Source organism: Paenibacillus sp. FSL R7-0204 (assembly GCF_038002225.1).
Taxonomy (GTDB): domain Bacteria; phylum Bacillota; class Bacilli; order Paenibacillales; family Paenibacillaceae; genus Paenibacillus_AQ.
Genome location: NZ_JBBOCA010000001.1, coordinates 3,408,196 through 3,432,802 on the forward strand (window position 1 = coordinate 3,408,196; position 24,607 = coordinate 3,432,802).

Here is a 24,607-nt window from a genome sequence, read left to right on the forward strand (position 1 = left end):
GGAAGAACCTTGGAGGATATCAACGAGGAGGTGAACAGATGGAACCATTGATCTGGGTCATAATCGTTCTCGTTGTAGCTGCAGCATTCTTTGGATTCGGTTATTTTATTCGTAAATCCCTTGCAGAAGCTAAGATTTCAAGCGCAGAGAAGGAAGCCGTAGTCATCGTGGAGAACGCGAAGAAAGAGGCGGAGGCGCTGAAGAAGGAAACGGTACTCGAGGCTAAGGATGAAGTTCATAGAATCCGTACCGAAGCTGAAAAAGAAACTCGTGAGCGTCGGAATGAAATCCAACGGCAAGAGCGACGTTTGCTGCAAAAGGAAGAATCGCTGGATAAAAAAATGGAATCGCTTGAACGAAAAGAAGAACAAGTAGCTAACAAAGAGAAACGAATTGATGAAACCCAACAGCAAATTGATGTTATTTACAAGAATCAGGTTACTGAACTGGAACGTATCTCCAATCTGAGCATCGATGATGCCAGAAGTATTATTCTCAGCAATGTAGAACAGGAAGTTCGCCATGAAACTGCTCAGATGATCAAGGAAATCGAACAGCAGGCCAAGGAAGAGGCGGACAAGAAAGCCCGTGAGATCATTACCTTGGCGATTCAACGCTGTGCGGCTGATCATGTGGCGGAAACTACGGTATCTGTCGTTACCTTGCCGAACGAAGAGATGAAGGGACGGATTATCGGCCGTGAAGGCCGGAACATCCGTGCGCTGGAGACTCTGACCGGGATTGATCTTATTATTGATGATACGCCGGAAGCGGTTATTCTGTCAGGATTTGATCCGATCCGCCGCGAAGTGGCCCGTACGGCACTGGAGAAGCTGGTCGCAGACGGACGTATCCATCCTGCACGTATTGAAGAAATGGTGGAGAAATCCCGCAAAGAAGTGGATGAACGGATTCGTGAATACGGTGAACAAGCTACCTTCGAGGTTGGCGTTCACGGTCTGCACCCGGATCTGATCAAAATTCTGGGCCGCCTGAAATTCCGCACGAGCTACGGTCAAAACGTACTGAAGCACTCCATGGAGGTTGCTTATTTGACTGGACTTATGGCCGGTGAGCTTGGGGAAGACATCGTGCTTGCAAAACGTGCCGGACTGCTGCATGATATCGGCAAAGCGCTTGATCATGAAGTGGAAGGTTCGCATGTTGAAATCGGCGTTGAACTGGCGAAGAAGTACAAGGAACATCCGGTGGTTATCAACAGTATCGCGTCCCATCATGGAGATTGCGAGGCTACCTCGGTTATTGCTATGCTGGTTGGAGCTGCTGACGCTTTGTCTGCTGCCCGTCCGGGTGCACGCCGTGAGACCCTGGAAACGTACATCAAACGTCTGGAGAAGCTGGAGGAAATTTCGGAGTCCTTCGAGGGTGTCGAGAAATCCTATGCCATTCAGGCGGGCCGCGAGGTTCGCGTAATGGTACAGCCTGAGAAGATTGATGATGCCGAAAGCTTCCGTCTGGCCCGCGACATTACGAAGATGATTGAGAGTGAGCTGGATTATCCGGGTCATATCAAGGTTACGGTAATCCGCGAGACACGCGCTGTAGAATATGCGAAATAAATAAGGAAATCGGCCCCCTTGCGGGGCCTTTTTTCATGCAGCACGCCGTGGAGTTTGGAATGAAGCGGAATAGGTGAAATTATACTTAAGCAGCGAATTATGGTTGGCAGAGCATACACAAACCAAAAATTTAGGAGGAGAAGATTATTAAAGTTTTATTTATCGGAGACATTGTAGGCAATACAGGCAGAAAAGCGCTGCGTGAAATGCTGCCTTCCCTGAAAAGCAAATATCAGCCGCATATCATCATTGCCAATGGTGAGAATGCCGCTGCCGGCAGAGGGATCACCGCTGCTATCGCTAACGAATTCTTTAACTGGGGTATCCACGGTATTACGATGGGTAATCACACTTGGGACAATAAGGATATCTTCGAGTTCATCGACGATGAGCCGCGGATCATCCGTCCGGCTAACTTTCCGCCGGGGACACCGGGCCGGGGATATACCGTTGTTAAGGGGAACGGCAAGCAGCTGGCGATTGTGAATCTGCAGGGCCGTACCTTTCTTCCGGCGATTGATGATCCGTTCCGGGTAGGCGAGGAGATCGTGGAGGAACTGCGCAGAGAGCATAAGTGCATTCTGGTGGATTTCCATGCGGAAGCGACCTCCGAGAAAATAGCGATGGGCTACTTTATGGATGGACTGGCTTCGATTGTGGTTGGTACACACACTCATGTGCAGAGCAATGATGATGTGATCCTGCCTGGAGGTACAGCGTATCTTACAGATGCGGGTATGGTTGGTTCAAGAGAAGGGATTCTGGGTATGGAAAAGGATGCGATCATCTATAAATTTACAACTCAGCTTCCCTCCCGGTTTGTAGTCGACGAAGGCAAATGGCAGCTGCATGGTCTATTCGCAGAACTTGATGAAGCTACAGGCAGAGCGACACGACTGGAGAAGATCCGGCTGCGTGAGGATGAATGGGTGATGAGCTAGAAGGGTTTTCGTACAAATTCATACAAATAGGTAATTCGGTAAGACTCATTTTGTTTTGGGTAAAGTGTGATATTTATTATATCGAAAAAGAGTATCTTTTGAACTATTTTCTCCGGAGAGGTCCGCAAAAAGAAGGAATTAATTCTTCTGAAGCGAATAACATCTACTGTAGTGGAAGAAGAACACCATCATTTTCCCAGGGGAGGTACTTACTATGGATGTATTAAAAGTATCAGCTAAATCCAATCCAAATTCCGTTGCTGGCGCATTAGCAGGTGTTCTTCGCGAACGTGGATCGGCCGAGCTACAAGCTATTGGAGCAGGAGCACTGAACCAGGCCGTTAAAGCCGTTGCCATCGCCCGGGGATTTGTCGCACCTAGCGGAGTGGACTTGATCTGTATTCCGGCTTTTACGGATATAGTGATTGATGGGGAAGACCGGACGGCAATCAAACTTATTGTAGAACCTAGATAACTCAAGTGAATCTTTTAGATTAAGCCTGTTTACACTGTAAACAGGCTTTTTGCTATGCTGACTGCTGCTTCAGTTAGGTGCATATACATAAAATAGACGCTGGGCCGTCAATGGTTCATTCGGATATTCAGCAGGTGAAGAAAGAAGGAGAGCTGACCTATGGTGGTTAACAGGAAACTGAAGGTGGCGGATTTTCATTGTGATGCTCTGAGTAAGCTGCAGGCGAATCCAGGGATAGACTTCAAGAATGATTCCCGGCTGGATGTGACCGCAGAGCGGCTGGCAGAGGGGAATGTGGGACTGCAGGTTTTTGCCATCTATTTGTCTGCGGTGCGCGGAAGGGCCAAATTCGAGGATATTCTGGGGCAAATCGAGTGCTTTCATCAAAAGGTTGCTTCTCCTGGAGGGCTTCAGTGGCTGCGATGGAAGGAAGAAGTTCAGGAAGACCGCTTACCTGCATCAGCCTATGGAATGCTCTCTCTGGAGGGCGTGGACGGTCTGGAGGGCAATCTGTTCTATGCCCAGTTATGCTTCGAGCTGGGGGTGCGTTGTCTGGGGATTACCTGGAACTATGCCAACTGGGCGGCGGACGGTGTGCTGGAGCGGCGGAACGGCGGGTTCACTGAGCATGGGCGGAGGCTGATCGACTGGTGCAACGGGAGCGGAATGCTGCTGGATGTATCGCATTTGGCCCCGGCAGGCTTCTGGGAGCTGCTGGAGCACAGTACCCGTCCGTTCATTGCTTCGCATTCGAATTGCGCTGCGGTATGCAATCATCCCCGCAACCTGAGCGATGAGCAGCTGAAGGCACTGATTGTAAGGGACGGAAGAATCGGGCTTACCTTTGTCCCCTGGTTCGTACGGGATGAAGGAGCGGCCCGGCGGGAGGATATGCGGAGGCATATTGAGCATGTCTGTGGTCTTGGCGGGAGCGGACAGCTGATGTTTGGCTCGGATTTTGACGGGATTGAAGCATGGGTAGAAGGGCTGGAGCATCCGGGACAATACGCGGAGTTCGCCGAGATGCTGCTGAAATATTATCCTGAGGCGGATGTGCGGGGCTGGCTGTATGAGAATGCGTTGGGGTTCTTGAGGGAACAACTGCCTTCTTCCGCAGGTAGGGCCTCTGTTCTCGCCGGGAAGTGACTATGAATTGGAAAAACCAGGATGAAGCCATTCACAGAATCGTAATATGCCCGGAAAAAAGCCTCGCATTGTGATGCGGGTCTTTTTATTTATGGGTAAATAGATGTATAATGTTCAGTGGCTTGTACAGATACTAGAGAAAATACAAGGAGTGACTTAAAAATGAGCAAGACTGTACCCGTAGGTGTGTCGGCCCGGCATATTCACCTTACGCAGGAGCACGTAGAAGCATTGTTCGGCCCAGGTTATCAATTGACCGAGTTCAAACCCCTGTCCCAACCCGGACAATTCGCAGCGAATGAGCAAGTGGCTGTAATTGGTTCGAAAGGGAAGTTCGACAAAGTAAGAATCCTCGGACCTGCCCGTCCGGCTTCGCAGCTGGAAGTATCCCGCACAGACTCCTTCAGCCTCGGCGTGAAGGCACCTGTCCGTGAATCCGGCAATATTGAAGGAACACCAGGGATTACGATTAAAGGACCTGCCGGTGAAGTTGAGCTGGAGACTGGCGTTATTGTAGCAGCGCGCCACATCCACTTCCATACATCCGAAGCAGAAGCTTGGGGCATTGCCGATAAGCAGCTCCTGAAGGTACGTCTGGGCGGCGAACGTGGCCTGGTGCTGGAGAACGTGATTGCACGCGTATCCGACAGCTTCAAGCTGGACATGCACATCGATACTGATGAAGCTAATGCTGCCGGTGCCAACAATGGCGATACCGCTGAAATCCTAGACTAGTATTTTATAATAGGTAAGACAAGAGCAGGGGACCTTTCCTCTGCTTTTTTGTTATAAATTTTTTTGAAAAGAAAGAAATGAAAGTTTTCATATTCGCTTTTCTGTGTTATCATTATGTGTTATGACTTTGCTGAGCGCTATGTGGAGACGCCGCAAAAGGAATATTCAGTACTGGAATTAAGGATTCACCAATATATGTATGCACAATGAAGGAGATAAAATGACATTTAACGATTTGAACCTGATCCCCCCGATTCTTAAGGCGCTTAGCCTGGAAAACTATACATCCCCAACCCCTATTCAGGAAGAATCGATTCCTGCAGCATTGGCCGGTAGAGACATCCTGGGCTGTGCACAGACCGGTACCGGTAAAACGGCGGCCTTCTCATTGCCGATTATTCAGCTGCTGAGCCAGCAGCCGGGCAGAACCGGCGGAGGCAAGCGCATCCGTTCCCTGATTCTTACGCCTACCCGTGAGCTGGCATTGCAAATTCAGGAGAACATTCAGGCCTACAGCAAGTTCACAACGATCCGTTCGACAGCCATTGTCGGTGGAGTATCACAGAAGGCCCAGGAGCGGGCGCTGGCAATTGGTGCCGATATTCTGATTGCTACACCGGGCCGCCTAATCGACCTGATCAGCCAAAAGCGTGTGGATCTGCAGCATGTGCAGATTCTGGTGCTGGATGAAGCGGACCGCATGCTGGATATGGGCTTCATTCATGATGTGAAGCGGATTATCGCCAAGATGCCGCTCAAGAAGCAGACCTTGTTCTTCTCGGCGACTATGCCTACGGAGATTTCCCAGCTGGTGAAGACACTGCTTGTGAATCCGGTGAAAATCGAGATTACTCCGGTATCCTCCACGGTAGACAGAATTGAGCAGTCGATCTATCTGCTGGAGAACGGAAATAAGCAGAATCAGCTGAACCGTCTGCTGCAGGACCCGTCGATTGTATCGGCGCTGGTATTCACACGCACCAAACGCGGCGCGGACCGGGTAACCCGGGATTTAACCCGCATTAATATTACAGCACAGGCCATTCACGGCAACAAATCACAGAATGAGCGCCAGAATGCGCTGAGAAACTTCAAGAGCGGAGCGACCCGCGTGCTGGTAGCTACAGACATCGCTGCGCGCGGAATTGATATTGATGAGCTGTCCCATGTCATCAACTTCAACCTGCCGAATATTCCGGAAACCTATGTTCACCGTATTGGCCGGACCGGCCGTGCGGGAATGAGCGGCATCGCCATCTCGCTGTGTGAAGCGGAGGAAATTCCGTATCTGAAGGATATCCAAAAGCTGATCGGCAAGACAATTCCGGAGATCAAGGACCATGCATATCCGATGTCTAAGAGCAATCTGGCATTGCTGGCAGACCGTCCCGGCAAAGCACCGGTCAAACCGTCGCAGAAAGCCAAAACGAATCCGCCCCGCAAGCCGAAGTCGGAATGGTTCGCGCAAGGCAAGCAGCAGAGCGGCGGCAACACTGGTGGCGCTAAAGGCGCATCTGGCAGCGGTCATGCAGGCAGTGGAGCTAGAAGCGCTTCGGGCAGCAGTTATGCTGGCGGTGGGGCGAGAGGTGCTTCGGGGAGCGGCCATGCAGGCAGTGGAGCAAGAGGTGCTTCAGGCAATCAGGCTAATGGCAGCGGCCGTCCAGGCGGCAGCCAGAGCCCAAAATCATCCAGCGGCTCATACGGCCGTTCAAGCCAGCCGGGCAGCACACCTGGCGGCAGTCAGAGCGGTCGACCGAGCAGCCGTCCAGCGGCTAAAGCGGGCCGTTCGTAATTCGGTTTTGCAAACACAAACACCCGCCATTCTCAGGATCTCACTGAAATGGCGGGTGTTTGTCTGTTCCACGTCCTCTTATCTGTTACATCGCTTCTTGTCTGCCCATGACAGCTTCCCCTGCAAGGTAGGCGCCCAGCTCTTCGCGCAGCGCGGCGCTGATGGAAGTCATTGGCAAGCGGAGCGTATCCGAGGAGAGCTCTCCGAGTTCGCTGAGCAGCCATTTGATCGGAGCCGGGTTGGACTCCTTGAACAGCAGCTTCATCAGCGGCACCAGCTGATCATACGCAGCCTGTGCAGCCTCAACCTGACCGGCTCTGTACTGCTCGTAGATACTGAGGAAGCGGCCGGTATGTACATTGGCTGAGGCCAGCATGCCTCCGGCGGCTCCGTAGCCCAGCATCTCGAAGAAATGCAGATCATCGCCGCAGAGCACAGGCTTGCCGCCGCCCTTGGACAGCTCGGAGACGAGTAAGGGGGAGCCGGAGCAGTCTTTTAACCCTACGACATTATTCATCTCCAGGATCGTACGGGCGGTGTCCAGCGTCATGCCGACTCCAGTGCGGCCCGGGATATCATAGGCCATAATGGGCAGACCCACCTCTGCCGCCTTGCGGAAATGGGCGATGATGCCTTCCTGAGACGGACGGCTGTAATAAGGGACAACCACCAGTGCGGCATCGGCACCTGCGTTCGCCGCCAGCTCAGTACGGGCCACGGTAGAGTAGGTATCATTCGTACCTGTGCCCACCACGAGCGGGATGGAGCTGGACTTCAAAAGTTCCCGTGAGGTATCCACGAGTGTCTGTAATTCCTGTATAGTGACTGTCGGCGATTCTCCAGTGGTTCCATTGACGACCAGACCATGAATATTGTTCTTGATGATGTTGTTCACATACCGCTGATACGATTCCAGATCAAGCTCACCAGCAGCATGGAATGGGGTGACCACGGGAACATAAATTCCATAAATCTGTGCTTCTGTTAACATGAATATCGTCCTCCAAAAATGTAAAATCCGTTTGTTCTACTGTACCATGGATTATTGCATCGTTGTTAGCTATAATAAATGATGTGGGTTATCAATAATATTGATGTTAGGGTGAGACGATGGACTTAACATATATGCGGACCTTCCGCGAAGTGGCCAAGCGGCAGAGCTTCACGCGCGCGGCTGAAGAGCTGGGCTATGCACAGTCCAGTGTCACGATGCAGATACAGAAGATTGAGAAGGAATACGGCGTGCCGCTCATTGAACGTCATGGCCGCGCCTTGCGCCTGACGCCTCCTGGGGAAGAGCTGCTTAAGCTGTTCGTGGAGATTCTGGAACTCTATGACCGCTCTAAGGAAACGATCGCCCAGCAGATCGGCGGAACACTTACGATTGGAACGATTGATTCACTTGCGGCCTTCTATCTGCCGCCGTTCCTGCAGCAACTGCGGACGATGTTCCCAGGTCTGAATATTCATTTGCAGACTGAGCAGGAGGCCAATCTGATCTCTAAAATCAGGGACGGAGAGGTCGATATCGGTCTTCTGCTGGACCGAAGTACGGTGGATAGCGCGCTTACGCGGACGATCATCCGCGAGGAGCCGCTTGTCCTCGTGGCACCAGCCAGCCATCCGCTGGCCCGGCTGGAGCAGGTGACCCTACAGGATCTGAATAACTGCGAGCTGATTGTCTCCGAGGAGAGCTGCATTTACCGCAGCCTGTTCGAGAACCTGCTCCGGGACCACGGGATCGTGTTTCGGATCGGTTTTGAGCTGTCGAATCTGGAGGCGATTAAGCGGTGCGTCCGCAATGGCCTGGGCATAGCCCTGCTGCCGCGGATTGTGGCTGAGGAGGAGATCGAGCGGGGGAACCTGTCCGAGCTGTCTTTTGCCCACCCGGAGATTCATTTCGATCTCCAGCTGCTGCTGCATCCGAAGAAGTGGAAGTCCCTGCCGCTCCAGTCGCTGATTCAGATGCTGCTAGAGGACGCCAAGGCGAAGACGGCCGCGCTGTGAAAATGACTCATACCATATAGAAGAGCACTGCCGTATCGCCCTCATGAAGGGTGCGGCAGTGCTCTTGTTCGTATTATAAGCTAATATTGCTGATTACTTTAATACCGTTCCAGAATCAGCTGGGTCTTGAGGCCATCGGCAGGAATAAGCCAACCTTCGGCGTTCAGCAGGCTCATCAGCCCGGCACGTAATCCGGTTACGATGGTGCTATCTTCGGTTTTGAACGAAATTTCCACGATATTCTGGATGCCGCTTCCCTCCTCGTCACGTACAGGCCATACTTCGAGTGTAATCTCCTGATTGTTCCAGGTGCCTGTATACCGCTCGAAGGTCAACGGGCCACGCGCCCGGGAGGCTGCCAGATTCTCTTTCCCCCAGTTCGATGCAGACCAGTTCTTCAATTTGCCCGGCAGCTTGTCCAGCAGCAGCTTCAGGGCCTCTTCCTCAGCAGGGAGCACAGCTCCGGCAGCTTTGGTGCTGATCTTCTTGGTGTTGGAGAAGCTGAGGGTCTGCTTGCCATACCCCCAATCCACCTCTGCTTCATAGTTGTCATCGGAGGCATCGAAGCCCTCCTGATTCGCCAGGGTGAGCGCTGCCTGGATATTTCCGTTCACGACAGGATAACGTTTCTTGTAGGTCAATTCATAATCGGATTTGTTCTCTTTTTTACGTATCCGCACATCCCACCCCTTGCTGTTCAGCTCAAGCGTGTCGGTATCGAAATACTCGACACGGATAGCCTGTGGAGTTGAATTCAGGTCGAGTGTATCCATGACCTCGCTGCGTGGCGATCCGCTGCTGTCCAGTACAAGATCAGGGTCCGCCAGAAACTTCACTTCATAGGCTGGAACTGCATTAGCTGCGGCTGAGACACGCTCCGGCAGCAGGATGCCCTGTCCGGCCAATCCACCGCCTGCTGTCACAATACTCAGCATGAAGGACAGGGTAAGCTTTTTCCATTTTCTCAAGCATTATCACTCCTATGATCGTGTTTGGGTACATGACCCACTTTACGGGCTGAGTATATGGGATCGGTTAAAGCGAAAGGGGAATTGCGTTAATCCTCCATAGACTTCCTCAATGGCAGCTAACAGTTTTTGGTGGCCAGCAGGCTGCTCCGGAAGCTCTCCATCTGCACCGAAGGATGCCGGTCTTTGTTATGCACGGCATAGATATAACGCGGCGCCATTTCCCCTTGAATAGGCAGCACCTGAATTAGCCCTTGCTGCTCCTCCCGCTGTACCGCCATCCGGGACATCACAGAGATGTGGCCGCCCAGCTGCACGAGCTGCTTGATGGCCTCCAGTGAATCGACCTCAATCGTATTGCGTAGCTGCAGCCCTTGCTGTCCGAACCAGCGCTCAGTCAGGCGGCGTGTGCTGGATTCGCTTCCGTGCAGCGCAAAGGGAGTCTTACTCATCTCGTCCATAGGAAGCTGAGTCTTGCGGGCGAGCGGATGCTTAGGAGAACAGATCAGGACGAGGTCATCTGTAAGCAGCGATTCAGCCTGAAGTGCGGACTCTGTGAAAGGTTCGGAGGAGATCACACCTAAGTCGATTTCGTGGCGGACCAGCATCTCCCGGATGACCGGCGAGGGCTTCACAGACAGAGCCATTCGGATGCCGGGGAACTCCCGGGAGAACGCATGTAATAAGGGCGGCAGCAAATAGGTTGCAGGTACATAACTGGCCCCAATCAGCAGCGTTCCCCGGTAGAGGGTGTCGAATTCGCCGGCTACCCGCCGGGCTTCACGGGCAAGCGCATTAATTTTCACGGAATAATGAAGGATGGCTGCTCCTGCCTCGGTGAGAAAAGTTTTGCCGCTGCGGGCTTCGAACAGCCGGACCCCAAGCTCTTCTTCAAGCGACTTCATATGAAAGGTTACGGTCGGCTGCTTGATCCCGAGTACCTCGGCTACGCTGGTCATATGGTGCAGCTGGTCGATCAGTTCAATGATTTGCAGTTTCATCAGATTCATGGATTTACCTCTTCCAAGCGTTAGTGGGAGATCCCCCACCATAGATTTTATCTATGAACGTTAACAGAATTCATATATAAAGTTAATTACATGTTTACATGAAAAATAAACAACCTGCGAATACAGACGTTAGACTGAGGACAGCTCAAGAAGACAGGCAGGGATCGAAATGAATATTCAGATAAAGGGGATTCATAAAAGTTTTGGCGGACAACCGGCGCTGCTGCCTGCGGGGCTTGAATTGAAGCACGGTAAGTTCACCACCTTACTGGGGCCTTCCGGCTGCGGCAAAACCACGCTGCTGCGGATGTTAGCGGGCCTTGAGCGCCCGGATGGCGGGGAATTATACGCTGACGGGAAATGTTATTTCTCCGCTGCGCAGCGGATCGATGTTCCGGTACATAAGCGGAATTTCGGGATGGTGTTTCAGGATTTTGCACTCTGGCCGCATATGACGGTGTATGAGAATGTGGCCTTCGGGCTGAAGGCCTCAGGGCAGCGTGCACAGCTGCGGAGCAAGGTACTGGAGACACTGGAGATGGTCCGGCTGCAGGGGATGGAGAACCGTTATCCGCATCAGATGTCGGGCGGCCAGCAGCAGCGGGTTGCTTTTGCCAGAGCAGTAGTTGTCCGTCCGGGTGTGGTGCTCTTCGATGAGCCGTTAAGCGCGCTGGATGCCGTACTCCGGGAAGAGATGAGAGTGGAAATGATGTCGCTGGTCCGGGATATGGGTCTAACTGCACTCTACGTGACCCACGATCAGATTGAAGCGATGTCGATGTCCGACGAGATTGTAGTTATGAAAAGCGGGCGGATATTGCAGATTGGAACTCCTGAAGCGGTATACGAGGCCCCGTCAGAACCGTTCGTGGCCTCGTTCATCGGCAAGTCGAACTGGCTTACGCCAGAGCAGGAGATGGTGCGGCCTGAACATATCGGATGGAGCCGCACGGCGGCAGATGATCTGTGTTATTCCGCTGTTGTACAGAGTGTCAGTTATGTCGGAGAGCGTTATGAGATTCGTGCGGAGGTGGAGGGGGCCGGAATATGGACAGCCTACCTGAACAACCGGATTCCCGCAGGAGAAAGGGTTCAGCTCTATGTCTCACCGCGGCAGATATGCCGGATGAATTCGAAATCAAATGAAGAAGAACCTAAAAGGAGCGAATCATAACCATGAAATGGAACAAACCGCGTAAACAAGGGGCACTGCTGCTGGTATCTGCTGTGATGAGTATGAGTCTGGCGGGTTGTGGTACGGGCAACAGTACCAGTGCCGGTGGGGCCGGCACGAGTACACCTGAGGCAACGGATGCTGCTGCGCCATCTCCTGAAGCTACACCAGCTGCGTTAAGCGGCAAGCTTGTACTCTATTCAGCTGGCCCGCAGGGCTTGGCAGACGATATTGTGAATGGCTTCAAGGCCAAGACAGGCCTCACGGTGGAGATGTTCCAGGGAACAACCGGCAAGATTCTGGCCCGGATGGAAGCGGAGAAAGCAAATCCGGTAGCTGATGTGGTGATTCTGGCTTCTCTGCCCTCCGCACAGGCGCTTAAGGCGGACGGTCTGACGTTGCCCTACCCGGAAGCGGCCAACAAGGGGAAGCTGAATCAGGACTGGTCGGATGCCGAAGGCAATTATTTCAGTTCAAGCGCCTCTGCGCTGGGGATTGTCTATAATACGAAGCTGGTAACGAATCCGCCCAAGACCTGGGCAGAGCTGGCAGATGCGGAGTGGAAGGACGCTGTCAACATTCCTGATCCGACGCTGTCAGGCTCGGCGTTGGATTTCATTACAGGCTATCTCAGTGTGAACGGCGAGCAGGGCTGGGAGCTGTTCAAGAATTACAAGGCGAACGGTGTTGCTATGGCTGGAGCGAACCAGGAAGCGCTTGATCCGGTGATTACAGGAGCTAAGAGTATTGTGGCAGCAGGAGTAGATTATATGGCCTACAAGGCCAAAGCCAAGGGAGAGCCGCTGGATATTATCTATCCTGAGGAGGGCACGGTAGTAAGTCCGAGACCGGCAGCGATTCTTAAATCAAGCACGAACGTGGACAATGCCAAGGCTTTCATTGATTACCTGTTGTCCGACGAAGCCCAGCAGCTGGTGGCGGATGCTTATCTCATCCCGGGCCGCGAGGATATTGAAGCTTCGAACCGGACCAATCTGAAGGACATCCCGCAGCTTAAGGTGGACTGGGCCTGGATGAGTGAGCACGGGAATGAGACGGCTTCGAAATTTGCAGAAGTTTACAAATAAAGGCTTAAGGTTGAGGTGAAAAGCAATGAGTCCAGTCTCCATGGACAGTAACCGGATACTTCGGAGAGCGGGCTTGCTGCTCTCCTTCTTTTTGCTGGCGGTCAGCATCGGCATTCCGCTCCTGCTCATCTTCTGGCAAAGCGTTACCCCGGATCAGCGGCTGGACTGGATGGCCCCGCTCCGCACGATCACCGGACAGAGTCTGTCCGGGGTGCTGCTGAATTCGGTATGGCTTGGACTATGTGTAGTCGCCGGAACGACGCTGCTTGCCATGCCGCTGGCCTGGATGATGGCTAAGACCCGCATGGGGCTGCACCGCTGGATTGATGTGATTCTGCTGATTCCGTTCATGACCCCGCCTTATATCGGCTCCATGGGCTGGATTCTGTTCATGCAAAAAGGCGGATATCTTCAGCAGTGGCTTCCGGGTGCGGGCGCGTTAAGTGATTCTTTCTTCAGCTTCTGGGGGATGGTCTTCATTATGAGCATGCATCTGTTCCCTTTCCTGTATCTGCTGCTTCGGGATGCGCTTATTCGGATAGGCGGCAATCTGGAAGAGGCGGGAGCGGTGCACGGGGCACAGGCAGGCTATCGCTTCCGGCGGATCATCATGCCGCTGCTGCTGTCGGCCTATGGCATGGGTGTGATGCTCGTCTTCGTCAAGACAATCGCGGAGTTCGGAACACCGGCTACCTTTGGCCGCAAGATCGGCTATTATGTCATGACCTCTGAGATTCATAAATACATTTCCAGCTGGCCGATTGACTTCGGCAAGGCTACGTCGCTCGCATCCGTACTGCTGTCGGTCTGTCTAGTCATCTGGTATATGCAGTCGGCCGTCAGCCGCAGGTTCACTTACCGTCTGGTGGGGGGCAAGGGACAGCGCTCCAAGACGTATTCCCTGCGCGGGGGTGCAGGCTGGCTCGCTGGCTTGTATCTGGCTGCCCTGCTGCTATTATCCATAGGCATCCCCTATTTCTCGATTATTGCCGCCTCGCTGATGAAGCTGCGCGGTGGCGGGCTGTCGCTGGACAATCTGACGCTGGATCATTACAGGGAGCTGCTCTCCTGGGGCTCGGTGAGCCTGAAGGCAATTGGGAACAGTCTGGGGCTGTCGCTGGCCGCAGCGTCGGTGGCTGTCGTGCTTGGAGCAGGCCTTGCCTTGGCCATCGGCCGGTCTTCGTCGCGGCTGCAGCGGATCATTGATCTGCTGAGTCTTTTGCCTAATACAGTTCCGGGCATTGTAATGGTGGTGGGGCTGATTCTGCTCTGGAATGCGCCATGGATGCCCTTTACGCTCTACAACACCTACGGCATGGTGGTGCTTACGTATGTGGTGCTGTTTCTTCCTTATACGGTGCAGTATGTGAAGTCCAGCTTCTCGCAAATTAACGGGTTGCTGTTTCAAGCGGCCCAGGTCAGCGGAGCAGGCCCGTTCTATATCTTGCGGCGGATTCTGCTTCCGCTCATTATGCCCGGCATGCTGGCAGGCTGGATGATGACCTTCACCATATCTGTACGGGAGCTGGTCGGATCGCTGCTGATTCTGCCGCCTTCGATGCAGACCTCGGCTACGTATATTTTTGCCCAGTTTGAACAGGGGCAGGTATCGCTGGGCATGGCCATGGCGGTGGTATCGGTTGGCTTGACGGTGCTGCTGCTGCTCGGCATTGAACTGCTGAATTCCAGAAGAAAGTGGACGGGATCATGACGAAGCTGACCATATGGGGCGGGGCTGGTGAACACGGGCGTTCCGCTTATCTTCTGAGCGGAGGAGGCTACCGTCTGCTGCTGGATTGCGGCGTCAAAAAAGGCGGAGCCGGACAATATCCCCTCATCGAACCCGGACAGGCGGCCCTGCTGGATGCGGTACTGCTCTCCCATGCCCATGAGGATCATTCGGTAGCGCTGCCGCTGCTGTATGCGCAGGGTTACAAGGGGGAGGTATGGACAACGCGGGAAACAAGGGCGCAGCTGGATGCCTACTTCCGATCCTGGTGTTCGAGTATTAGCCGTGAGGGCCATGAGCTGCCATACACTGAAGCAGATGAACGAGCGATCCGTTACCGGTATCTGGAAGAGGAGGGCAACTGCCTGTCCTGGTTCAGACTGATTCCCGGGGTTCAGGTCATGTGGGGGCGAAGCGGGCATCTGGCGGGATCAGTATGGTTCCTGATCGCTGCGGAAGGGCGGTCGATCTTCTATTCCGGTGACTATACGGCGGAATCCCTGTTGCTTGCTGCTGATTCCCCGGCTGAAGCAATACAGGCAGCCGGGGGCCTCCCTGACCTTGAGCAGAGGCTGAGGACTTGGTCCTGCGGCCAGGTTCTTGATCTGGCGGTTGCCGATGCGGCCTACAGCATGGACGGGGAGACCCAGTCGGATAAGCTGAGGCAGCTGGAGCAGGCCATTCGCAGGACTGCGGTACGCGGAGGCAAGGTGCTGCTCCCGGTTCCGGCAGGCGGACGCGGCCAGGAGATGATGCTGTGGGCCGAGAAGCATTTGGCGGATCTGCCAATGGTGGTTGAAGCGAAGCTGATAGAGGGGATGAGGCGGCTGGCAGCCTCGCAGTTCTGGCTAAGGAGCGCTGAGCGGACTGGAGAGTGTTCGGCAGCGGATCACATAGCAGACTTTCTTGCTGCCCGCCGCTGGACGATGCCGCAGAGCGAGGCGGAGCGGGAGGAGCTGCTGTCAGGCTCCGGGCCTTCCCTGTGGTTCGTACCGGATGGCATGATGCAATCATCCTTGTCCCGCTGGTACTATGCGAGGTGGGCGTCCCACTCAACCTATTCCGTGCTGATCACCGGTCATGTAGCCGCCGGTACCTTCGGTTACAAGCTCCTGCAAGAACAGGGGCAGCATGGAGTATGCGAGGTGCTCAAGCTGCGCTACAAGGTGCATCAGGGCCGGGAAGATGTGCAGCGTATGCTGAAGTCTCTTCCGGTCCGGCACGCCGTGTTGGTTCATGCCGCGAAGCCGGAGACCGACAAGCTGCGTGAAGCCTTAATCCAGAGCAGGCAGCTGACTGGCTGCACGCTGCATTCTATGGGGCCGGGAGAAACACTGGATTTGGAAGGCCTATGAAATGATGAATGAAAAGGGGCTGCCTTATAAGCGGGAACTTTGCTTATAGAGGTGGCCCTTTTTTTTGTTTTTAGGAAGTTATGATTTTCTTCTGATGAGAAAACGGAATGTATATCAAATACTGAACACAATTTGTTGGGGGGCGGCGCGTGGGCCAAATGTAGGCGGAAAACCGAACACATTGGGCAGTGCGGAGGTAATCGACCCAATGTATGCGGAAATCCGAATACAATAGGTGCTGTTACAATGAGGGATGAGCCCCATGCTCCGCAGCCCGTAACATTGTAGAGAAATCCTGTAAGAAGTGCAGCAATACTGCCCGATAAAAGACACTGATGCTGAAATCCTGCATGAAAGGCAACAAAGCCAGCGCTAACTTGCTCTGAGCACCCCAGCGCTAACTTGCTCTGAGCACCGGACCTGCAAATGATGCAACAATGTACCACAGCCACTAACATTTTTAGTGAAATCCTGCAAGATGCGCAACAATGCTGCTTCATACAAGCGGTCGGTGAGAGAAAACGCTCAGAAATGGCGATAGATAGACGGAGCAACGCCAGGAAAGGAAGAAACATTTCAGAACGTATGCGAAAATCGATAACAAGGTGTGTGTAAAAGGCAAATGGGCTGGATGTATGTCACCAGAAGGTGAAGAGGCGCCAGTATCCTTCGACCGTTAGGGTAGTTTTGTCGGCATCCCCTTTAAACAGCAGAGCGGACGGAACGAATGTTAAAAAGCGTTAGCGGTCGCCTGGGTCTCCGGATTTTCACCGCTAAGGGGAATTAAAAAAATTCTTACGACCACAGCGATTGTAACAACGTTCCGTTTGCGGAGCGTCCACCTAAGCGCCTACGTTGATCCTGTTCCAAAATAACGGCAGCCCCAAGTAGCTATATCATGGATTTCGGGACAGCCGCTTTTCAAAGCACCTTCCTTCCCTTACTCTAGCACAGGAAAACAAAGCTCACAAAGATGGCTGCGGACCATCTCCTCAGTATATCTCTCCATAACCGGCCGCCCGGGATCAAGCTTATGGCCGCTGCTATTGAGGAACGGGAGAATCTCAGCCCATGCCTGCTGGACGGCTTCAGCCGTATGCGGAAGGGTTACCACCGCGTAGGCTCCGCCGGGAAGCTCACCGTAAGGTACTGAGCCCCTGGTGGGAGGATTCTCAGGCAGACTGATGCAGGCATCATATCTGCACTCCGCAGGCAGGGTAGTCTTAGGGTTGTCCTGCGGAATGCCGAACAGCACCGCCGAGTCTTGAAGCAAGCCTTGTTCACGCGCCCAACCCTTCAATTGTTCCATCGCCTGAACGTTGCCGGGGCCGTAGGGGCCTGTCTGCCGTACATAAGCTATACGTGTTACGGGAATGCTTTCGAGCTGAATGTTCATCATTAATCATTATCCTTTCTGTGGTTAAGTGGTCAAATGGAGTACAACCCGAATGCTAACATGGACTAAAATAGAATGCATTGCTTTTTTTGTGAGCTTCCTAGGCGGCAAGATGTTGACATCAAAAACTAGAATATGGTATATAAAAGGGAGTGTTAGCACTCAAGTGAGTGGAGTGCTAAACAATGCTCCGCAATCCGAAGGTTACTTTTGAAAGGAGATTTATTTATTCATGGCTAAAAAAGAGTTTAAAGCTGAATCTAAAAGACTGCTGGAAATGATGATTAACTCCATTTATACGCAGCGCGAGATTTTTCTGCGGGAACTGATCTCAAATGCAAGTGATGCCATCGATAAAATCTATTACAAGGCACTGGCCGATGATAGTCTGGTGTTCAATAAAGAGGACTACTACATTAAAGTAACCGCTGACAAAGAGAGCCGCACGTTAACCATTGCCGATACCGGCATCGGGATGACCCAGGAAGAGCTGGAGAACAACCTGGGGATTATCGCGAACAGCGGCTCGTTTGCTTTTAAGAAGGATAATGAAGCCAAGGACGGACATAACATCATCGGACAATTCGGGGTCGGCTTCTATTCCGCATTCATGGTGGCGGACGATGTGACCGTAATCAGTAAGGCGCTGGGCAGCGAGCAGGCGTTCAAATGGGAATCCCAGGGTGCGGACGGCTACACGATTGAGCCTTGTGAGAAGGATACGGTCGGTACCGAAATTACGCTGAAGATCAAAGAGAACACCGAAGACGATAACTACGATGAATTCCTCGAAGAGTACCGTCTGAAATCAATCATTAAGAAGTATTCGGACTTCATCCGCTTCCCGATCAAAATGGACATTACCGGCAGACAGCCCAAAGAAGGCGCCGAGAATGAATTCATCGATGTGACGGAAGAGCAGACGGTCAACAGCATGGTGCCGATCTGGCGCAAGAACAAGAAAGAGCTGACCGAAGAAGATTACAACAACTTCTATGCCGAGAAGCGCTACGGGTTCGACAAGCCGCTTAAGCACATCCACATCAGTGCCGACGGAGCGGTGGTCTATAATGCCATCCTGTTCATTCCGGAGAATACTCCGTTCGACTATTACACCAAGGAATATGAAAAGGGTCTTGAGCTCTACTCCAACGGTGTGCTGATTATGAACAAATGTGCGGATCTGCTGCCGGATTACTTCAGCTTCGTCAAAGGGATGGTCGATTCCGAGGATCTGTCGCTCAATATCTCCCGTGAGATGCTGCAGCATGACCGCCAGCTGACGATGATTGCGAAGAACATCAAGAGCAAGATCAAGAGCCAGCTCCTGAGCCTGCTGAAGGATGAGCGCGAGCAGTATGAGACATTCTATAAGTCTTTTGGCAGACAGCTGAAATTCGGGGTCTATAACGACTACGGTATGGAAAAAGAAACGCTGCAGGATCTCCTCATGTTCCACTCCTCCAAGGAGAAGAAGCTGGTGACGCTGGCTGAATATGTAGAGAGAATGCCGGAAGACCAGAAGTATATCTACTACGCTTCCGGTGAATCGGTAGAGCGCATTGAGAAGCTGCCGCAGACCGAAATGGTGCTGGACAAGGGCTATGAGATTCTCTACTTCACCGATGATATCGATGAATTCGCAATCAAGATGATCATGGCTTATAAGGAGAAGGAGTTCAGAAATGTCTCCAGCGGTGACTTAGGGATTGAAGAGAGTGCCGAGGATAAGCCATCCGAAGAGGAAGAGAATGAGAACAAGGGATTGTTCGAAGCCATGCAGGGCATTCTGTCCGGCAAAGTGAAGGCGGTCAAAGCCTCCAAGCGGCTGAAATCCCATCCGGTCTGCCTGTCCACCGAAGGCGAGCTGACAATCGAGATGGAGAAAATCCTCAAGGCCATGCCTAACGGCGGCCAGGATGTGCAAGCGGACAAGGTGCTGGAAATCAACATTCACCATGATGTCTTCAAATCACTGAAGGCTGCGGCCGAGGGCGACAAGGAAAAACTGGGACTGTACACCAACCTCTTGTACAACCAGGCGCTCCTGATCGAAGGCCTGCAGGTTAATGATCCGGTGCAGTTCACGAACGATATTTGTAAAATCATGGTCTAACACCGGCGTATCGCCGGGCGCAGACCTGAGAGAATAACAAACCCCGCTACTGGTGCTGACTGGTAGCGGGGTATTTGCGTTAATCAGGGAATACGGCGTCCGGGCAGCCTGCGGATGAATGCCGCCGGGATTGGACATCCTCCTGAATGCGGAGCCTGGAAGTGGTGCACGGCCGGTTCAAATGGACTTGAAGGTCTCGATGAACTTGGTAGCCATAGATGACAAATACTTATCCTTCATCCATATTGCCGCCACGCGGGTACGCAGAGTCTCGCACAGGATTTCTTTGTAGATCAGGTTGCTGTGATTAGCCAGCTCGAACGCCGACTTGGGTACGATGCCGATCCCGAGACCCGCATTGGCCCAGAGCAGCGTGGTCCGGGCATCATCGTTCATACAGAAGATCTGTGGCTCAAAGCCGTGCTCCAGACAGGTCTCGCGGATAAGCTGCTCGAAGCGGCGGTAGATGATGAGCGGCTTGGCTTGCAGCTCGCCCAGCTGGGCAGCACTTTGGCTGGGTGCCCAGTCATAATCGGCGGTCATTACTGCGATCATCGGCTCTGAATGGAAATACAGACACTCCAGGTTGCTGGTGCTGAACGGGGTGCGGACAATGCCCACTTCAACAATGCCCTTGTTCAGCAGGTCGATAATCATGAACGTGTTGCCTTCATGGATCTCAAAGGTTACGCCCGAGTAGCTCTTATGGAACGCTGTGAGCGGCTCGTGCAGCAAGGTAGCGCCTGAAGAGGAGACCGTTCCGATGGTAAGGCTGCCCTTCAGCCCTTTGGCATAATCGCTGATCTCCCGGGCGGTGGAGTCCGTTAACTCCAGAATCTGTTGGGCCCGGTTACGCAGAATGATTCCGGCATCAGTCAGCTGGATACTGCGCGGTCCGCGCTCCACCAGCTTGACCCCAAGCTCCTCCTCCAGCAGCTTCAGCTGCTGGCTGAGCGGCGGCTGGGCCATTTGCAGCTTCCTTGCTGCCGATGTAATTTGTCCTTCCTCGGCAATCGCCAGGAAATATTTCAATTGGCGGATATCCATGGTGCAGCCTCCCGTTGTAAGGTTATGACATATGTTATCCATATGGGATAGATACGAAACCAATATTATGAATATGTAAGCAGGTATGACATAATCATAACGGGTCTTTTGTTTTTTTCAAGAGGGATTACATACTACGCTAAGTTAGGTGAGGATGAATGTGCGCAAAATTGCAGTATTCTTAAAACCGTACAAGAAAGAAGTGACAATCGGGCCGATTTTCAAGCTGCTGGAGGCGGTTCTCGAGCTGCTGCTGCCGACGATTGTAGCCCTGATCATCAACAACGGAATTGGTAAGCAGGATAGCAGCTATGTCTACCGGATGGGGTCCCTGATGGTGCTGATGGCCATTCTGGGCTTCGGCTGCTCCCTGGTATGTCAATATTATGCGGCGCGGGCCTCTCAGGGGTTCGGCACCACGCTGCGCAATAAAATGTTCAAGCATATTTCTTCGCTGTCGTATGCCGAGCTGGATGTCATCGGCACGCCCTCGCTGATTAACCGGATCACCAACGACGTTAACCAGCTGCAGGTGGCGGTAGCCATGTTGATCCGGCTGGTGATCCGTGCGCCGTTCATCTGTATCGGGGCCATTATTATGGCAATGATTCTGGATTTCCGCCTGTCGCTAATCCTTATTGCCGCTACTCCTGTATTCGGAGTCATTCTGTACTTCATCATTACACGCAGCTCGCCGATGTACCGTAAATATCAGGCGAAGCTGGACCGGCTGGCGCTGGTGCTCAGCGAGAACCTCTCGGGTATCCGGGTGATCCGGGCCTTCGCCGAGAGCCGCCGTGAGAAGCAGCGCTTCAATGAAGCCTCTGAGGATCTGACGCAGACGGCCATCCGTGTCGGACGGATCTCTGCTTGGCTGGGACCGATGACGACACTGGTAGTAAACGCGGCGATTATTGCCATTCTATGGGTAGGCGGCATTCATATTGAAGCCGGGAGTCTGTCACAGGGTGAGATTATTGCATTCATTAACTATGTAACCCAGATCCTGCTGGCCCTGATCGTAGTCTCCAATCTGGTCATTCTGTTCACCAAAGCCTCGTCGTCTGCCAGCCGCATCAATGAGGTGCTGGCGATGACAGCTTCGGTTGCTGAAGTGCCTGCTCATGCACCTGCTGCGAAGCCGGACGGTACAGCGCCGGTGATTTCCTTCCGCAATGTCTCTTTCGGCTATAACACGACCGGAGAGCTGGCCCTGGAAAATATCTCTGTAGATATCCTTAAGGGGCAGACGGTAGGATTAATTGGCAGTACCGGTTCAGGCAAGAGCACCTTCGTGAATCTGATTCCGCGCTTTTATGACGCCGTGGAAGGAGAAGTTAGAGTCGAGGGTGTAAATGTACGGGACTACCGGCTGGAGCAGCTGCGCAGCAGAATCGGCATCGTGCCGCAGAAGGCGGTGCTGTTCACCGGCACGATTGCCGGGAATATCCGCTGGGGCAAGGCGTCTGCTACGCGGGATGAGATCATGGCCGCAGCGGCGGTTGCCCAGGCTGAGGAGTTCATCACCCGGCTGCCGGAAGGGCTGGATACGCTGGTCGTACGCGGCGGGCATAACCTGTCCGGCGGTCAAAAGCAGCGGCTGAGCATTGCCCGGGCTGTCGTGGGACGTCCGCCGATCCTCATTCTGGATGATTCCTCCAGTGCGCTGGATTTCGCTACGGATGCGGCACTGCGCCGTGCACTAAGCAAGAACAGTACAGATATGACCGTGCTGCTTGTATCCCAGCGGGTAAGCACAGTAAGGCAGGCCGATCAGATTATTGTCTTCGAGGAAGGCCGGATTGCCGGAATCGGTACGCATGAGGAACTGCTGGAGAGCTGCGCAGTCTATCAGGAAATCTGCATGTCACAGCTCTCAAGCGAGGAGGCAATACAATGACCAGTACAATGACCTGGAAACGTCTGTTTCAATATACCCGTGAGTACCGGAAAATAACGTATGGAGCTATCTTCTGCGCGATCCTGAGCGTAGTTGCCAGCCTGATCGGGCCGCTCCTGATTGGCCGCGCCATTGACCATATGATCGGGCCGGATCGGGTGGAATTCCCGGAGATTCTGCGCCTGCTGCTGTTCCTGGGCAGTGTGTATCTGGTCGGCAGCTTCTTCGGCTGGCTGCTCACTTATTACACGAATAAGCTGGCGTTCCGCACGGTCTATGACCTGCGCCGCGAGCTGTTTGACAAGCTGGACGTCCTGCCCCTGAAGTTCCATGATAACCATCCCCAGGGCGACAGCATCAGCCGGTTCGTAAATGACATGGATGCCGTCTCTGACGGGCTGCTCCAGGGCTTCTCTACGCTCCTGACGGGGATCGTAACCATTGCCGGAGCCATAGGGCTGATGCTCTATATCAGCCCTATAATGACGCTGGTGGTGCTGCTGTCTGCTCCGGCCACCTTCTTCGTCGCCCGCTTCATTACAATGCGCTCCCAGCAGTTGTTCCGTGAACAGGCCAAGATTCTTGGGGGGCTGAACGGCTATGTTGAGGAAATTGTCGGCGGGCAGAAGGTGGTGCAGGCTTATCATTACGAGGACCGCTCCTTTGCAGGTTTTGCCGAGCGGAATAATGAGCTGTACAAGACAGGGACGAAATCGCAATTCTATGGCTCGCTCTCGAACCCGACTACGCGGCTGGTCAATAATATCACCTTCTCGCTGATTGCGATGATCGGGAGTGTGCTTGTTATCGGAGATCTGTTCTCCGTAGGGGATCTGTCCAGCTTCCTGATCTACTCCAGTCTGTTCGCGAAGCCATTCAATGAGATTACTGGCGTTATTACACAACTGCAGTCCGCCACAGCTTCGGCGCAGCGGATCTTCACCATTCTGGATCTCCCGCAGGAGGCCCCGGACCAGCCGGATGCCTATGTAATGGAGAACAGCCGGGGAACAATTACCTTCGACAAGGTAAGCTTCGCCTATACACCGGAGCGCCCGCTGATCAAGAACTTCAGTCTGGAGGTGAAGCCGGGTACACGCGTGGCAATCGTCGGCCAGACCGGGGCGGGCAAGACCACGCTGGTTAACCTGCTGATGCGCTTTTATGAGGTAGATAGCGGAACGATTCGGATTGACGGCGTAGATATTACTTCCATCACCCGTGACAGTCTGCGGCGCAATTTTGGTATGGTGCTGCAGGAGACCTGGCTGTACGGGGCTTCCATCCGCGACAATATTGCTTACGGCAAGCCGGAGGCCTCCGAAGCGGAGGTGATTGCAGCCGCCAAGGCCGCGAATGCACATAGCTTCATCAAGCGCCTGCCTGAAGGCTATGACACCAAGATCAGTACCTCGGGAGATAATCTCTCCCAGGGCCAAAAGCAGCTGCTCACCATTGCCCGCGTCATGCTGGTTGATCCGCCGATGCTCATTCTCGATGAGGCGACCAGCAGCATTGATACGCTGACGGAGGCGCGGATACAGAAGGCCTTCCTGGCGATGATCACAGGCCGGACCAGCTTCGTCATTGCCCACCGGCTGTCCACGATCCGCGAGGCGGACCTCATCCTGTTCATGAAGGATGGAGATATCGTGGAGAGCGGAACGCATGACGGGCTGCTGGAGAGCGGAGGCTACTACGCCCGCTTGTACAACAGCCAGTTTACGGCGGTGTAGGGTACGATCCGTGCATCGTGTACATCAATTTCAAAAAAATCGATAACACTGGTGAAGATATGGAGGGTATGATTTCCATTGGCGCATTAGGTTTATCAAGGCTATCGCCTGAACAAGGGAACAAAGCTGGCTACTTTTGCAGCTCGTTGTAAATACAAATTGCGGGTATCGTCCTAATTTAAGGATAATACCCGCTTTTGTTAGTTAGAAGGACGGAGTGCTGCAGCAGATGTTCCTCCCTTTAGTATAATGATTTAATTCATTCAACTCGATAAAAATCAACGTTATGTGAATTATGAAAAATATAGTTTTTCTGTAAATAAGATTATATTTAGATGGTGACGCTTACTTTGCCTGGAATTGCAACGAAAACGAAGGTTCAAAACCGGAGTGGATTTCTGCCAAGACTGAC

The 24,607-nt window shown here is 53.1% G+C and carries 19 protein-coding genes and 1 pseudogene; 15 read left to right on the forward strand and 5 right to left on the reverse strand.

Features of this window, described 5'->3' with window-relative positions:
• The first annotated feature begins 38 nt into the window (after positions 1–38).
• From rny to MKX42_RS15290, 6 genes are all read left to right on the forward strand, one after another.
• On the forward strand, positions 39–1,580 hold the full coding sequence (gene rny / locus MKX42_RS15265; RefSeq protein ID WP_036692679.1) for a ribonuclease Y: 1,542 nt from the start codon (positions 39–41) through the stop codon (positions 1,578–1,580).
• A gap of 146 nt (positions 1,581–1,726) precedes the next feature.
• Positions 1,727–2,521, forward strand: coding sequence for a TIGR00282 family metallophosphoesterase (locus MKX42_RS15270; RefSeq protein ID WP_340757696.1), 795 nt, complete (start codon positions 1,727–1,729; stop codon positions 2,519–2,521).
• Between the two features lie 214 nt (positions 2,522–2,735).
• Positions 2,736–2,996 (forward strand): stage V sporulation protein S, encoded by a 261-nt coding sequence (locus tag MKX42_RS15275; RefSeq protein ID WP_019910496.1) that lies wholly within the window; start codon positions 2,736–2,738, stop codon positions 2,994–2,996.
• Between the two features lie 159 nt (positions 2,997–3,155).
• The gene (locus MKX42_RS15280; protein ID WP_340753223.1) at positions 3,156–4,142 is read left to right on the forward strand and encodes a dipeptidase; all 987 of its coding nucleotides are present in this window, start codon (positions 3,156–3,158) and stop codon (positions 4,140–4,142) included.
• Positions 4,143–4,304: 162 nt separating this feature from the next.
• The gene (gene pduL / locus MKX42_RS15285; RefSeq protein WP_036692683.1) at positions 4,305–4,877 is read left to right on the forward strand and encodes a phosphate propanoyltransferase; all 573 of its coding nucleotides are present in this window, start codon (positions 4,305–4,307) and stop codon (positions 4,875–4,877) included.
• A 220-nt stretch (positions 4,878–5,097) separates the two neighbouring features.
• Positions 5,098–6,669, forward strand: a complete 1,572-nt coding sequence (locus MKX42_RS15290; RefSeq protein WP_340753224.1) for a DEAD/DEAH box helicase — start codon at positions 5,098–5,100, stop codon at positions 6,667–6,669.
• Between the two features lie 85 nt (positions 6,670–6,754).
• Here the strand turns inward: MKX42_RS15290 and dapA are convergent, their stop codons facing one another.
• Positions 6,755–7,660 carry a 4-hydroxy-tetrahydrodipicolinate synthase gene (gene dapA, locus MKX42_RS15295; protein ID WP_340753225.1) on the reverse strand — a complete coding sequence of 302 codons (906 nt, stop codon included), beginning with the start codon at positions 7,658–7,660 and terminating at the stop codon, positions 6,755–6,757.
• Positions 7,661–7,779: 119 nt separating this feature from the next.
• Between dapA and MKX42_RS15300 the strand changes: the two genes are divergently transcribed.
• Positions 7,780–8,676 carry a LysR family transcriptional regulator gene (locus tag MKX42_RS15300; RefSeq protein WP_340753226.1) on the forward strand — a complete coding sequence of 299 codons (897 nt, stop codon included), beginning with the start codon at positions 7,780–7,782 and terminating at the stop codon, positions 8,674–8,676.
• A 98-nt stretch (positions 8,677–8,774) separates the two neighbouring features.
• Here the strand turns inward: MKX42_RS15300 and MKX42_RS15305 are convergent, their stop codons facing one another.
• Complete coding sequence (locus tag MKX42_RS15305) at positions 8,775–9,644, reverse strand: CYTH domain-containing protein (protein WP_340753227.1); 870 nt, start codon at positions 9,642–9,644, stop codon at positions 8,775–8,777.
• Positions 9,645–9,763: 119 nt separating this feature from the next.
• Entirely contained in the window at positions 9,764–10,654 is an 891-nt protein-coding gene (locus tag MKX42_RS15310; RefSeq protein WP_340753228.1) for a LysR family transcriptional regulator, read from the reverse strand.
• Positions 10,655–10,823: 169 nt separating this feature from the next.
• Here MKX42_RS15310 and MKX42_RS15315 point away from each other — a divergent pair, with 169 nt between their 5' ends.
• The 4 genes from MKX42_RS15315 to MKX42_RS15330 are packed head-to-tail and all read left to right on the forward strand — an operon-like array spanning position 10,824 to position 16,000.
• On the forward strand, positions 10,824–11,828 hold the full coding sequence (locus tag MKX42_RS15315; RefSeq protein WP_340753229.1) for an ABC transporter ATP-binding protein: 1,005 nt from the start codon (positions 10,824–10,826) through the stop codon (positions 11,826–11,828).
• Between the two features lie 2 nt (positions 11,829–11,830).
• A complete protein-coding gene (locus MKX42_RS15320) occupies positions 11,831–12,916 on the forward strand; it encodes an ABC transporter substrate-binding protein (RefSeq protein ID WP_340753230.1) in 1,086 nt (361 codons plus the stop codon).
• A 25-nt stretch (positions 12,917–12,941) separates the two neighbouring features.
• Positions 12,942–14,627: an ABC transporter permease gene (locus MKX42_RS15325; RefSeq protein WP_340753231.1), complete on the forward strand. Its 1,686-nt coding sequence runs from the start codon at positions 12,942–12,944 to the stop codon at positions 14,625–14,627.
• Complete coding sequence (locus MKX42_RS15330; protein ID WP_340753233.1) at positions 14,624–16,000, forward strand: MBL fold metallo-hydrolase; 1,377 nt, start codon at positions 14,624–14,626, stop codon at positions 15,998–16,000. Before MKX42_RS15325 ends, MKX42_RS15330 begins: the two co-directional genes overlap by 4 nt.
• Before the next feature lie 940 nt (positions 16,001–16,940).
• On the opposite strand, the gene MKX42_RS15335 is transcribed toward MKX42_RS15330, so the two are convergent.
• Positions 16,941–17,399 (reverse strand): AraC family transcriptional regulator, encoded by a 459-nt coding sequence (locus MKX42_RS15335; RefSeq protein WP_340753234.1) that lies wholly within the window; start codon positions 17,397–17,399, stop codon positions 16,941–16,943.
• Positions 17,400–17,628: 229 nt separating this feature from the next.
• On the opposite strand from MKX42_RS15335, the gene htpG reads away from it, so the two are divergent.
• Positions 17,629–19,512 (forward strand): molecular chaperone HtpG, encoded by a 1,884-nt coding sequence (gene htpG, locus MKX42_RS15340; protein ID WP_340753235.1) that lies wholly within the window; start codon positions 17,629–17,631, stop codon positions 19,510–19,512.
• A gap of 177 nt (positions 19,513–19,689) precedes the next feature.
• On the opposite strand, the gene MKX42_RS15345 is transcribed toward htpG, so the two are convergent.
• Positions 19,690–20,559, reverse strand: coding sequence for a LysR family transcriptional regulator (locus MKX42_RS15345; protein WP_340753236.1), 870 nt, complete (start codon positions 20,557–20,559; stop codon positions 19,690–19,692).
• A 154-nt stretch (positions 20,560–20,713) separates the two neighbouring features.
• On the opposite strand from MKX42_RS15345, the gene MKX42_RS15350 reads away from it, so the two are divergent.
• The 3 genes and pseudogenes from MKX42_RS15350 to MKX42_RS33430 all read left to right on the forward strand — a co-directional run.
• A complete protein-coding gene (locus tag MKX42_RS15350) occupies positions 20,714–22,459 on the forward strand; it encodes an ABC transporter ATP-binding protein (protein WP_445669323.1) in 1,746 nt (581 codons plus the stop codon).
• The gene (locus tag MKX42_RS15355; protein ID WP_340753238.1) at positions 22,456–24,195 is read left to right on the forward strand and encodes an ABC transporter ATP-binding protein; all 1,740 of its coding nucleotides are present in this window, start codon (positions 22,456–22,458) and stop codon (positions 24,193–24,195) included. The genes MKX42_RS15350 and MKX42_RS15355 overlap by 4 nt, the downstream gene beginning before the upstream one ends.
• A 32-nt stretch (positions 24,196–24,227) precedes the next feature.
• A pseudogene (locus MKX42_RS33430) lies at positions 24,228–24,345 on the forward strand (RNA polymerase subunit sigma-70); the annotation flags it as partial.
• Positions 24,346–24,607: the final 262 nt, after the last annotated feature.